Consider the following 12646-nt stretch of genomic DNA (forward strand, 5'->3'; position numbering starts at 1 on the left):
GTGGAATTACAGTGCAGGCGCAGCCGCAAGGGGTGCAGCCTCATCTTCTGCCTGCCAACCTTTGTAGGCTAACGGTATAAAGGCAATAACGATGGCCAATGCCGCAATGAACCATAAGTAGTACGCAACGCCCATCGGGGTGATTTTAAGCAGTGCGATGGCAATGGCCGGCGTCAATGCACTGAAAATGGCATAGGCAATGTTGTATGAGAAGGATAATCCGCTGAAGCGAATGGCTGGCGGGAACATGCGCGTGGCAATGATCGGCGGCAATGATGTGCAGCCTGCAAAAAAGCCCATCACTGCGTATAACGTCATCATCAATGGCACAGATGGGTTGTACATCAATGTGGTGTAAAATACGGCTGAGCTTATGATCAATCCGCCCCAAAAGAAGAGGGAGGCTTGACGTGTTTTAATGCGATCTTCCATCATGCCGCACACAACGCAACCAATCACAATGAACACAGCAGCCACTAAACCAGATGCGCGCGTAATGAGTGGATCCATGCCATAAATGCCTTGCAGCACTTTAACGGGCGTAAATAAAATGCCGAGCATCACGGTTGTGGAGAGTGACCAAGTGAGTAAACCAGTCAATAAGCAAGCCAGACGGTGCTTTTTCACAACGGCAACAATGGGAATCTCTTTAGACAACGCACGTTTTTTTGCCATTTCTTGGAATACGGGCGTTTCTGATAAAAAGCGGCGCAAATATACCGCCACTAAGCCCAAAATACCGCCGATGATGAATGGAATTCTCCACGCGTAATCGGTGATGGCGGCTTTATTGTCCGCATAGATGATGTCGATGCCAAGGGAGATGGAAAAGCCCAATAAAATCCCGCCAGCAATGCCGCCCGTTAAAATGCCAATGCCAAGGCCGTAATGTTTTTTCGGTGCATGTTCTGCAATGAACACCCAAGCGCCTGGCATTTCACCACCAATGGCAGCGCCTTGTAACACACGAAAGAGGATCAATAATATGGGGGCAAAGATGCCAATGGTTTCATATGTGGGCATGATGCCAATGCACAATGTCGGAATGGCCATCATAAAGATGCTGAGGGTGAACATTTTTTTGCGTCCCAATGTATCCCCAAAGTGCGCCATGACAACGCCGCCAATGGGGCGCGCTAAGTAACCAGCTGCAAAGCCACCCCATGCGAAAATATCGCCCCAAAAGCCCGCAGCAAGATCTGCCGGTAAAAAGAGCGGTTTGACTACAGTTTCAATGTATAGGGCATAGATGACAAAATCGTAAAACTCTAAAGTGCCGCCTAGGGCAGAAAGTGAGAGGGTTTTTTTATCCTCTTTTGTCAATGGTTGGCGCCTTGATATGGGCTGAGCGATGTCACTCATGGTTAACTCCTTTGTTGATTTTTTATCGTAGTGGTCATAAAAAAACCCGCCATTTGGCGGGTTTCGGAAAAATTGTGTGGTTTTATTTCTGCATCACAAAAAAGCTCCGAGTCCCGCAGGGCTTGAAGTAATAGAAATAAAAGAAATAAACCAGTGCAATCATTTTGTTCATGTCATCTTTTGTACAATTGTTCTGAAATAATTGCAAGTCTCTCCATAAAAATGATGAAAAAAAAATTGACAAAATGGCAAACTGTACTATCATGGTAGTACAGTTTGATTGGGAGTATTTGAGTATGAAAAATGAAGATTATAAAGCCTTGTGTGATGCATTATTGACGATTGAGGATGCACAAAGCATGAACGCTTTTTTACGTGATCTTTGTACGCCCAATGAGTATGCCGCATTTGTGGAGCGCTGGCGTGTGTGTCGCTTGTTGGCAAAAGAGCAATATTCATACCGAGAAATTCATGCCCTTACCGGGGCAAGTTTGACCACAATTGGGCGTGTTGCACGCTTCTTAAAAGATGAAAATAACAATGGTTACACCGCCGTTTTGGCAAAGATTGATCAAGCATAATTAAACATCAGGAGTATGGAATGAAAAAGACAGTATTGGCAGCAGCGCTTGGTATGGTGACTTTATTCGGTGCATCATATGCTGAGATGAAAAAAGTTTATGTGAACCAAATCGTTGAGCACCCGGCATTAGATCAAACGGCGCGTGGCATTAAAGATGGCTTAGAAAAACGCGGCTATAAAGTGGGTGAAAATTTAGATTATCGCGTGGAATCTGCGCAAGGTAACATTGCTTTAGCCAGTCAAATTTCCTCTAAATTTGTGAGCCAAAAAGCAGATGTGACGGTGGGCATTGGCACAACATCAGCCCAAAGCTTAGTCAAAGCTGCCAATGAAGGGAAAACCAAAATGATTTTCTCCTCCATTACTGATCCATTAACGGCAAGTTTAGTGACCAAATTATCAGGCTCAAACAGCAATGTGACAGGCATGTCCAACAAAGTGGATGTGGTGCCACAGTTTGAATTGTTTAAAGAGTTATTGCCAAACCTTAAAACCATTGGTTTTATCTATAATCCTGCAGAAGCGAACTCCATTCAGCAGTTAGATGATGTACAAAAAGCAGCCAAACAATTGGGCTTAACGATTGTTGAGCAAGCCGTGAATAAAACATCTGATGTGCCACAAGCTGCAACACGCTTAGCGGGCAGAACAGATGCGCTCTTCATTTATGGTGATAATACTGCTTTAGCGGCGCTTGAAAGCATCGTCATGGCGGCAACAAAAGAGAAAAAACCTGTGTTTGTGGCAGATACGGATGCGGTTGAATTAGGCGCATTGGCCGCCCTTGGTCCTAATCAATATGATTTAGGGTTAGACACCGCAGAAATGATCGCCGATGTGTTAGATGGCAAAGACATCAACACCATTGATGTGGGTTTCCCAAGTGGTTTAGAGCTTTACATCAACCAAGATGCGGCAGATAAATTGGGCTACACATTCCCAGAAGCCGTGACAGCGAAAGCTGCAAAAATCATCAAAAAGGATTAATGTTGCATGATCAGTATGTATGAGTTGGAGATGAGCCTGATTTTAGGGCTCATCTATGGGATCGTCGGGATGGGGATCTATTTAACGTTTCGCGTGATTGATTTCCCAGATTTAACCTGCGATGGTAGTTTTGTGTTAGGTGCAGCCATTTCAAGCGTGATGATTAAATATGGATACAATCCCTATTTTTCACTCTTGATGGCGATTGCAGGCGGCATGCTTGCAGGTTCTGTCACAGGCATTTTAAATTGCTATTTTAAAGTGACGGACTTATTGGCGGGGATTTTGGTGGCATTTATGCTCTATTCCGTCAATATCCATGTGATGGGCGGCATTCCTAACATTTCATTGCTGGGTAAAACAACGATTTTCACCTTCTCACCACTGATCTATTTAGCCATCATTGCCATTGTGCTTGTGGCGGTGTTCACTTGGTTTTTGAGCACCAATCTAGGTTTATCACTGCGCGCCATCGGTCAAAATAAGCGATTATGCTTAAATGGCGGCGTGAATGTTAAATGGATGATCATTTTAGGCGTGGCGCTCGGCAATGGTTTGATCGCCCTTGGCGGCGCATTGTTCTCTCAGCAGCAAGGCTTTGGGGATTTAACCTCAGGCATTGGGACGATCATTGCAGGGTTTGCTGCAGTGATCATCGGTGAGAAAATCTTGCCATTTCGCTCCCTTTGGGTGAAATTATTGAGCTGCGTCATTGGTTCAATTGCATATCGCGTGGTGACATCGGTGGCCTTAAACGTTGAATTCTTACACCTTCAAACCTCAGACTTTAACTTGATTGCAGGTTTATTGATTGTGGTGATTATGGCAATGCCGGGACGTAAAAATGCTTAAATTAGAATCCATCGATGTGGTTGTGGCAAAAGGCACAAAGCTTGAGCGAGAAGTGCTCTCTAACCTAAATCTTGAAGTAAAAAAAGGCGAGTTTTCCGTCATCATTGGCGGCAATGGCGCGGGTAAATCCACTTTGTTTAATGTGATTTCAGGTTTTATGAAGCCTGCGAAAGGTCGCATTTTGATTGATGATGTGGATGTGACGAATGCATCCCAGCAAAAGCGTGCAAAAGATGTCTCCATTGTGATGCAAGATCCGCGTGTGGGCACCATGGAACGCATGACGATTTTAGAAAACATGGCATTTGCCGCTAAACGCGGTAAATTTAGGGGCTTACAGTTTTTCAACGGCAAGGCTCAGCGTGAATTTTTCCAAGATCGTTTATCGTTATTGAACATGGGGCTTGAGGATCGCTTATCCGATTCCGTAATGAATTTATCAGGCGGGCAGCGCCAAGCGTTGAGTTTGATCATGGCGATTTTGGCAGATTCTAAGATTTTACTCTTAGATGAAATCACTGCTGCCCTTGACCCAAAAATTGCGGAAACGGTGATGTACTTGGCCAACAAAATTGTGGAAGACTCCGATTTAACCTGTTTAATGATCACCCATAACATGCATCACGCCATTGAATATGGCGATCGCACGATGCTCCTTAAAAATGGTCAGTTCTTAAAAACATTCACCCGTGAAGAGAAGCAAAACATTTCAGCGCCTGCATTAGCGGGGATGTTTGAAGCAGACTTTGCGGATGTATAATCCTGTTGTTCATAAAGTTGCCCTGCATTGCAGGGCTTTTTTTATCCATGAATCTTTGGCGTGATGCGCACATAGATGAGCTCGCCCACAAGTTCCACCAAGGTTTGTGTGACAATTGCGGTGATGGCAATCAGCACCCATTGGCTTGGTAAGGCCAATGCAAAGGGCAATACCGCCAGTGAATTGCGTGTACCTGCGCTATAAATCACTGTGCGAAGTTCATTGGAGGGCAATTTAAATGATCGCCCAAGCATGAGATTAATGAGGAACATGATCACCATAAATCCAATATAAATGGGGATCAATTGTTGCAATAATGTTAAATCTGACACCACCACAGTAATATTGCTGCTCACAATGATGAACAACACAAGTGCCATCAGCGGTACGGGCAAAGCATTAGAAATGGATTGTGTGATTTGACTCCATCGATGCTTTTGTGTGCTCTGTACAAGGACAGCCGCAACGCAAGGCAATAACATTAAGACAAAAAATGATTCCACAAAGGGCTGAATGGAAAGCGCAGCGACAAAGCTTTGCCCCAAAAATAGATAAATATAAATGGGTAAAAGCAGTATTTGCAGGATCAATAAAATCGGCGTCGCGGCCAGCATCAATTTGCCATCGCCTTTGCCAAGGGTTGTGAACACCACGACATAATCAATACACGGCGTCAGTAACACCAATAAAATGCCAAATTGAATGGCAGGATGATGGGGAAAATAGGGAAAAACCACACTCAAGACAAGCGGAATGATTACAAAGTTGCTCAATAAAATGGTACATAAAAACCGCGGCGCTTTTAAAATATCGAGGAATTTTAAAAAAGGAATCTGTACAAACATTCCATACATGAGGATGCCAAGCGCGATGGGTAAAGCATCCATCAGATTGACCGGCATAGATAAACCCATCACAACGGCAATGCTAAGGGTGATGAGATAAATGCGCACTTGAAATTGTTCGAGCAAAGCTTGCACAGAGTGGCTCCTAAATGATTCAAGGATAGCACTTTTTGTGAGCGGCGTTATAATCAAGCTCCTTTTATCAAGTAGGAATGATCATGATTACAGTGACCACATTGAAACAGTTGAAGGCTAAGCAAGAAAAAATCACCATGCTGACGTGTTATGATGCATCGTTTGCCCGCGTGATGGAAACCGCAGGCGTTGAGATTTTATTGATTGGCGATTCATTGGGCATGACGGTTCAGGGACACACAAGCACATTGCCTGTCACATTAGAGCACATGGTGTATCACACACAAAATGTGGCGCGCGGCAATCAAACGGCACTATTGCTTGCTGATTTACCGTTTGGCAGCTATGAAGCCGATCACATCAGTGCATATCAAAATGCGGCGGCCTTAATGAAGGCGGGCGCTCATATGGTGAAATTAGAAGGCGGCATGCCTCAAGTGGAAAAAACAGCTTATTTAACGGCACGCTCCATTCCTGTGTGTGCCCATTTAGGTTTAACGCCGCAATCGGTCAATACATTGGGTGGCTATCGCGTGCAAGGGCGCGATGAGCACGCGGCACAAGCATTATTAGCTGCGGCTAAAGCCCATGAAGCAGCGGGCGCTGCCTTGTTGGTATTAGAGTGCATTCCGGCATCATTGGCAAAAGCGGTGACTGAGGCGCTGAGCATTCCTGTGATTGGCATTGGGGCGGGTAAAGATTGCGATGGACAAGTTTTGGTGTTACAAGATTTACTCGGCATTTATCCGAAACCACCGAAATTTGCGAAAAATTTCCTACAGGGTCAAGATTCCATTTTAGCCGCCATTGCAGCATACATTGCGGCGGTTAAAGCGGGGACTTTTCCTGAATCCATTCATACATTTGAAGCATAAGAGGATTACATGAAAATCATCCATTCCATTGAAGCGTTGCGTGCCCTTCGTCAAACGTTATCATCCGTGGCATTAGTGCCCACAATGGGCAATCTGCACGATGGGCATTTATCCTTAGTTGAGCGCGCAAAAGCTGCGGCCGATCACGTGATTGTCTCCATTTTTGTCAATCCCATTCAGTTTGGTGAAAATGAGGATTTTGGCAGTTATCCACGCACGTTAGAGGCGGACTGCGAAAAATTGGCCAAAGCAGGCGTGACAGCAGTGTTTGCACCAAGTGCCAGTGAGATGTATCCATCTGGCGTGCAATCTGTGCGTGTGGTGCCCTCAAGCATTCAAAATGAGTTGTGCGGCGCAACGCGTGATGGGCACTTTAATGGCGTTGCCACTGTGGTGACTAAGCTTTTTAACATTGTCACGCCAGATTGCGCGTGCTTTGGCGAGAAGGATTTTCAGCAACTGCACATCATCAAAGAGATGGTTCGTGAGCTCAATGTGCCGGTTGAAATCATCTCTGTGCCCATTAAACGCGATGAAAAAGGTTTGGCATTGTCGAGTCGCAATGGTTATTTATCGTCTGAAGAAAAAGTGCAAGCCATTGAATTGTCCGAATGCTTACAAAATGTGCGCGCAGCAGTGTTAGCGGGCAATGAGGATTTACGCGCCATTGAACAAAAGGCTAAAGATGATTTAAATGCCAAAGGTTGGCAGGTGGATTATTTATCGATTCGTGATGCCGACACATTGGCTGTTGCCAATTTGCGCACAGATCATTTGATTGTGCTTGCAGCGGCTAAAATGGGTGCAACGCGCTTATTAGATAATTTACGCATTTAAAAGTTGCAGATGGACACAGAAGCATATCTCAAGCGAGATATGCTTTTTTTGATTATGCTTTTTTAACACCTAAAATTACATGCGGTGCTTTAAAGAGGGCTTTAACTTTTTGACCGGCTTTAAGGTCTAAGTTTTCAACGCTTTCATTGGTGACGATGGCCACAAGCTCAATACCTTCTTCTGTTTTGACAAAGATTTCACTGTTCACAGCGCCGGTTTTAACGTCCGTGACGATGGTGCTAAATTGGTTACGCGTGGAGAATTCATATTCATCCGTGTCTTCAGCGAGGATGATCCACGGTGCTTTGATGAGGGCGATCACTTCTTGCCCAACAGATAATTCTAAACGACGAGTGCTGCCTTGTGTAATGCCCGCGACGATCTCTAAGCCATGGCCGATGTCGATGATCACTTCATCGTTGGTCGCTCCGGTTTGGATGGCTTCGATGGTGCCTGTAAATTGGTTGCGTGCTGTTGTTTTCATGTTTCCTTCCTTACTTTACTTATGTTGTACTCTTGATGGTTCTTTCTTGAACGCATTTGGAATCATACACCATCTCGCAGGCAGGAAGATAGCCCTAAAAATGTGGGCGCGCGAAATTAAAAATTCACATAACGTGTTGGATTGATTGGGGATCCGTTCACACGAATTTCAAAATGGAGGATGTTGCGACCTTCTGAACTTTTACCCATGGTGCCAATTTGTTGTCCACTTTTCACACGTTCGCCTTCGCGCACAGAGATGGAGGATAAATAGCCATAGGCTGTGTAAACACTGTTTGAATGTTTAATGATGACCAATTGCCCAAAGCCGCCGCTGCCAACGCCTGCATACACCACTTGACCATTGTTGGCGCTGGTGACAGGTTGATTGAGGTTGCCGGCAATTTGAATGCCTTTATGGCCAGGTAAATTTGGATTAAAGCTGCGCACCACTTTCCCTTGTGTGGGTTTATGCCAGCCGCCCATTTTGGGGATGGGTTGATTGTTATAAGTGCTCGGCGCTTTAATGGTGTGATCAGCAACGCTGGTGGTTTTATTGGGTTTGTATGTTGAAGATGAGGTGGATGCCACAGCGCGACTGTCACGCACTTTAGCACCGCCTCTGATCTTCAATTGTTGGCCGACTCGAATGTGATCAGGATTAGAAATGTGATTCATGCGACTTAACTCAGCGACCGAAAGATTGTAACGATTGGCAATGCTGTTTAAAGAGTCGCCGGGGCGAACGGTATACACACCATGGCTAGAACAGGCAGCAATCACCAACATGAACGGAACGATGAGGGTTGTACGCATAGATTTCATTGTCTTTTTATGAGTCTTCCAAAAATTTAAACAAGTTCGCAAAATAACCACTTTAATTGAGATTGTAAAGGATTAATTTTGCGAACATCCTGATGATTCTGAGCCATTACTCAGTGGCGCAAATGGCGGTGATGTTCACCACACGGCGCACTGTGGCAATGTTGGTGAGAATCTGTACCGGTTTGGCAAAGCCTGTCAAAATCGGGGCCACCACAACACTTTGCGTAATGGATTTGGCAAAGTTGTACGTCACGTTTGCAGAATCGATGTTATTGAACACAAATAAGTTAGCATTGTTCGCTAAACGATTGGTGGGCAAATATTCATCACGATGATGTTTAAAGAGCGCAAGTTCAGGCTGCATCTCGCCATCGACGGCTAAGGTTGGCGCTTTCTCTTGCAAAATGGCCAACGTTTCACGCATTTTACGAGAGAATTCTGTATCCGCAGAACCAAAGTTTGAGTGCGAAATCAATCCAACGCTTGGCGTTAAACCAAAGCGCTCCACAATTTTTGTCGCAGCCAATGTGATGTTCGCGAGCTCCACCGCCGATGGATTGACGGTGACATGCGTATCTGTGAAAAAGAGCGGGCCTTCTGAGGAGAGCAATAAACTCACCGCGGAGGGTGCTTGGTTGGCATCTTTTAAGCCCACCGTATCGGTAATGTGCTCTAAATGATTTTGATATTGACCCAATGTGCCGGCCACAATCCCATCAATGAAACCTTGATCGAGCAACATGCCGCTTAAAACATTCGGGCGCATCTGTAAGCGGTGATAAGCCCAGTCGGAGGTTAAGCCTTTGCGGCACATTTTGGCATAATATGCCTCATGGCATGCGGCTAAATGTGGTGGATCGCGGTAATCGATGATTTGGACATAATCGCGATTGGTGCGGCTGATGGTATCATCGCGGCCAAGCACTTTGGTGGGCAATGTGATGGATAAATCCGCCAATTTTGCTTGAATCACTTCTGCGCGTCCCACTAACACAGGATTGGCCAATTGCTCATTGAAGATGATTTCAGCGGCACGCAATACGCGCTCATCTTCACCTTCCACATAAGCAATGGTGCGGTAATTGTGTTTCGCTTCATCAAATAAAGGCTTCATGATCATCGATGAGCGATACACGAGCGACGTTAAATGTTGGCGGTATTCGTTTAAATCCTCAATTGGGCGCTTAGCCACGCCAGACTCCATCGCAGCTTTGGCAACAGCGACTGGCAACTCAATGATGAGGCGTGAGTCAAATGGTTTTGGGATGATGCTCTCTTTACCAAATTTTGCCGTCATGCCTTTGCGAGAATGGGGCATGTTGATGCTTGCACTTTGCTGTGCGAGGCGAGCAATGGCATTGACGCACGCAATTTTCATGGCTTCGTTGATTTCTGTGGCACCACAATCTAGTGCGCCGCGGAATAAGAAGGGGAAGCACAATACGTTATTGATTTGGTTTGGATAATCTGAGCGACCTGTAGCCATGATGGCATCTGGGCGAACCTCTAACACCAATTCAGGGCGAATTTCAGGCTCAGGATTAGCAAGTGCAAAAATGATTGGGTTTGGTGCCATTGTTTGAACCATTTCAGGCTTTAACACGCGCGGGGCAGATAAACCTAAGAAAATGTCTGCATCACAAATGGCATCGGCTAAGGTGTTGTGGGGCGTTTCTTGTTGATAGACTTTGTTGTATTGATTTAAAGTCTCTTCAGGGCGGCGCGTGTTGATGATGCCGTCGATGTCAGACACCAAAATATTCTCTTTTTTAAGGCCAAGGGAGACCAATAAGTTTAAACAGGCAAGGGCAGCAGCACCGGCGCCGCTACACACTAAGCGCACTGATTCAATCGGTTTATTCACCAATTTTAAGGCATTCATAATGCCAGCGGCCACGATGATGGCAGTGCCGTGTTGATCATCATGGAACACAGGAATGTTCATGCGCGCTTTTAATGCCGCTTCAATCTCAAAGCATTCAGGGGCTTTAATATCTTCTAAGTTAATGCCGCCAAACGTGGGTTCTAAACTGGCCACCGCTTCAATGAATTTTTGTGGATCTTGTTCATCCACTTCAATGTCAAACACATCAATGCCTGCAAATTTTTTAAAGAGAACGCCTTTGCCCTCCATTACAGGTTTACCGGCAAGGGCGCCGATGTTGCCTAAGCCTAAAACAGCAGTACCATTAGAAATAACCGCCACTAAATTACCTTTTGCGGTGTAATCAAGGGCGGCTAAGGGATTTTCTTTAATCTCCTCACAAGGGTAAGCAACACCCGGTGAGTAAGCAAGGGATAGATCGCGTTGGTCACTCACGGGTTTTGAGGGAACAACCGCCACTTTGCCGGGTTTAGGAAAGCGGTGATAATTGAGCGCCGCCTTTCTAAACTCTATCTCTTTTTGTGCTTTATCGTTGGTTGTCATGATTCCTCCAGAATGTGTTAAATTGTGTAAAATTTACGCATGAAAATGCTAAAATTTAATGGTTAATGTTACCAAAAAATGTAATTATTGACTATTCTATATAAAGTATTAGAAATATAATAGAGGCCGAGCACAACATCGTTCTCGATGATCTGTGTTATAATCGTCCCATCAATTTTAGGGAGGTTTACATGAATAAATCCTTAGTGTTAAGAGCCAATTCATTACCTGCAGTCAGTGATGATTTTAGCGCGTACACCTCTGCCATTGCAGATATCCCAACTTTAACGGCAGAAGAAGAGCGCGAGCTTGCAACCCGTTTGATTGAACACAATGACATCCAAGCGGCGCAGTTGCTTGTGATTGCCCATTTAAAATTTGTTGTACACATTGCCAAAGGCTTTGCCGGCTATGGTTTACCTTTAGTGGATTTGGTCCAAGAGGGCAATGTGGGCTTAATGAAAGCGGTCAAACGCTTTGACCCAAAATATAATGTCCGTTTGATCTCCTTTGCAGTTCATTGGATCAAGTCGGAAATCCATGATTTTGTGATTCGTAATTGGCGCATTGTGAAAGTGGCCACCACAAAAGCACAACGCAAACTCTTTTTTAATTTACGTTCTTCTAAAGAGCGTTTAGGCTGGCTCAATGAAAATGAGGCTGCAACCATTGCCGATGAGCTCAATGTGAGCGTTGATGAAGTCAAGCGCATGGAATCTCGTCTGTTTTCCAATGATGTTTCCTTTGACTTATCAAACAGTGATGATGACAATGAGCATTATTCACCCTCTGAATGGTTGGCCGATGAAGAGATGGATCCATCGATGCAAGTGGAACAAGATGACACAGACAATCGTCGCCTAGAAGCTTTGACAAAAGCGATGGCAAGTTTAGATGATCGCAGTCGTGACATTGTTCAGCGCCGTTGGATGGAAGTGGATGACAGTAAAAAACCGACGTTGCATGAATTGGCAGCAGAATATTCAGTCTCCGCAGAGCGCATTCGTCAAATCGAAGCGCAAGCGATGACAAAATTGAAGAAGTTTTTAGTGGAATAATCGGATTGAGCGTATGAGCTATCGAAAAATTTTAGCATTGGTTTTTGGGGCATTGATTTTGCCCCTTTCAGGTTGTGCTCCAGCTTTAGTATTTGGCACAGTTGGCACAACGGGCGTGATTATGGCGGATCGGCGCGCAAACTCTGTGATCATTGAAGATCAAGAGATTGAATTTAAAATCGATGGCATCATTCGTGATTTGCCATACAGCTCTAAAAACCACATCAATAAGGTGAGTTATAATCGCCATGTATTGTTAGCAGGTGAAGTGTACACCCGTGACATTGGCATTACCCTTGAAGAGCAAGTGAAAAAAATTCCAGGCGTTGTTGAAGTGTACAATGAGCTTGTGATTGCGCCGCCTTCTTCCATGGCTGAGCGCGCAGAAGACACCTTCATCACTGCAAAAGTCAAAGGTGAAATTGCGCTTTTGACCATCTCGCCTGATTTTTATGCGGGCAATGTTAAAGTGGTGACAGAGCGTGGCTATGTTTATTTAATGGGCTTACTTAAACCGACAGAGATGCAACCTGTGATCGATGCCGCTCGCAAAGTGTCCGGCGTGATTGAAGTGGTGCCATTATTCCAAACGTATTACCTAGAAAAGAAAGGATAA

General features: G+C 44.9%; 13 protein-coding genes. 8 read left to right on the forward strand and 5 right to left on the reverse strand.

Going from position 1 to position 12646, the window contains the following annotated elements:
• Positions 1–6: 6 nt before the first annotated feature.
• The gene (locus tag B9T20_RS06845) at positions 7–1362 is read right to left on the reverse strand and encodes an MFS transporter (RefSeq protein ID WP_094490375.1); all 1356 of its coding nucleotides are present in this window, start codon (positions 1360–1362) and stop codon (positions 7–9) included.
• A 296-nt stretch (positions 1363–1658) separates the two neighbouring features.
• On the opposite strand from B9T20_RS06845, the gene B9T20_RS06850 reads away from it, so the two are divergent.
• From B9T20_RS06850 to B9T20_RS06865, 4 genes are read left to right on the forward strand one after another with little or no spacing between them, the layout of a single operon-like run.
• The gene (locus tag B9T20_RS06850; protein WP_094490376.1) at positions 1659–1943 is read left to right on the forward strand and encodes a YerC/YecD family TrpR-related protein; all 285 of its coding nucleotides are present in this window, start codon (positions 1659–1661) and stop codon (positions 1941–1943) included.
• Positions 1944–1963: 20 nt separating this feature from the next.
• Positions 1964–2932 carry an ABC transporter substrate-binding protein gene (locus tag B9T20_RS06855; protein WP_008315748.1) on the forward strand — a complete coding sequence of 323 codons (969 nt, stop codon included), beginning with the start codon at positions 1964–1966 and terminating at the stop codon, positions 2930–2932.
• 6 nt (positions 2933–2938) lie between these two features.
• Positions 2939–3784 carry an ABC transporter permease gene (locus B9T20_RS06860; RefSeq protein ID WP_008315747.1) on the forward strand — a complete coding sequence of 282 codons (846 nt, stop codon included), beginning with the start codon at positions 2939–2941 and terminating at the stop codon, positions 3782–3784.
• Positions 3777–4544: an ABC transporter ATP-binding protein gene (locus B9T20_RS06865; protein WP_008315746.1), complete on the forward strand. Its 768-nt coding sequence runs from the start codon at positions 3777–3779 to the stop codon at positions 4542–4544. The genes B9T20_RS06860 and B9T20_RS06865 overlap by 8 nt, the downstream gene beginning before the upstream one ends.
• Positions 4545–4585: 41 nt before the next feature.
• On the opposite strand, the gene B9T20_RS06870 is transcribed toward B9T20_RS06865, so the two are convergent.
• Entirely contained in the window at positions 4586–5524 is a 939-nt protein-coding gene (locus B9T20_RS06870; RefSeq protein ID WP_094490377.1) for an arsenic resistance protein, read from the reverse strand.
• Positions 5525–5607: 83 nt separating this feature from the next.
• Here B9T20_RS06870 and panB point away from each other — a divergent pair, with 83 nt between their 5' ends.
• Complete coding sequence (gene panB / locus B9T20_RS06875; RefSeq protein ID WP_094490378.1) at positions 5608–6399, forward strand: 3-methyl-2-oxobutanoate hydroxymethyltransferase; 792 nt, start codon at positions 5608–5610, stop codon at positions 6397–6399.
• A 9-nt stretch (positions 6400–6408) separates the two neighbouring features.
• Entirely contained in the window at positions 6409–7236 is an 828-nt protein-coding gene (gene panC / locus B9T20_RS06880) for a pantoate--beta-alanine ligase (RefSeq protein ID WP_094490379.1), read from the forward strand.
• Positions 7237–7288: 52 nt separating this feature from the next.
• Here the strand turns inward: panC and B9T20_RS06885 are convergent, their stop codons facing one another.
• From B9T20_RS06885 to B9T20_RS06895, 3 genes are all read right to left on the reverse strand, one after another.
• Complete coding sequence (locus B9T20_RS06885; protein WP_094490380.1) at positions 7289–7720, reverse strand: molybdopterin-binding protein; 432 nt, start codon at positions 7718–7720, stop codon at positions 7289–7291.
• A gap of 116 nt (positions 7721–7836) precedes the next feature.
• Complete coding sequence (locus B9T20_RS06890) at positions 7837–8535, reverse strand: peptidoglycan DD-metalloendopeptidase family protein (RefSeq protein WP_094490381.1); 699 nt, start codon at positions 8533–8535, stop codon at positions 7837–7839.
• A 115-nt stretch (positions 8536–8650) separates the two neighbouring features.
• Complete coding sequence (locus tag B9T20_RS06895) at positions 8651–10972, reverse strand: NADP-dependent malic enzyme (protein ID WP_094490382.1); 2322 nt, start codon at positions 10970–10972, stop codon at positions 8651–8653.
• A gap of 191 nt (positions 10973–11163) precedes the next feature.
• On the opposite strand from B9T20_RS06895, the gene rpoH reads away from it, so the two are divergent.
• Positions 11164–12030 (forward strand): RNA polymerase sigma factor RpoH, encoded by an 867-nt coding sequence (gene rpoH / locus B9T20_RS06900; RefSeq protein WP_094490383.1) that lies wholly within the window; start codon positions 11164–11166, stop codon positions 12028–12030.
• A 13-nt stretch (positions 12031–12043) separates the two neighbouring features.
• A complete protein-coding gene (locus tag B9T20_RS06905) occupies positions 12044–12646 on the forward strand; it encodes a BON domain-containing protein (protein WP_094490384.1) in 603 nt (200 codons plus the stop codon).

This window comes from Wohlfahrtiimonas sp. G9077, assembly GCF_002252155.1.
In the GTDB taxonomy this organism is placed as follows: Bacteria; Pseudomonadota; Gammaproteobacteria; order Cardiobacteriales; family Wohlfahrtiimonadaceae; genus Wohlfahrtiimonas.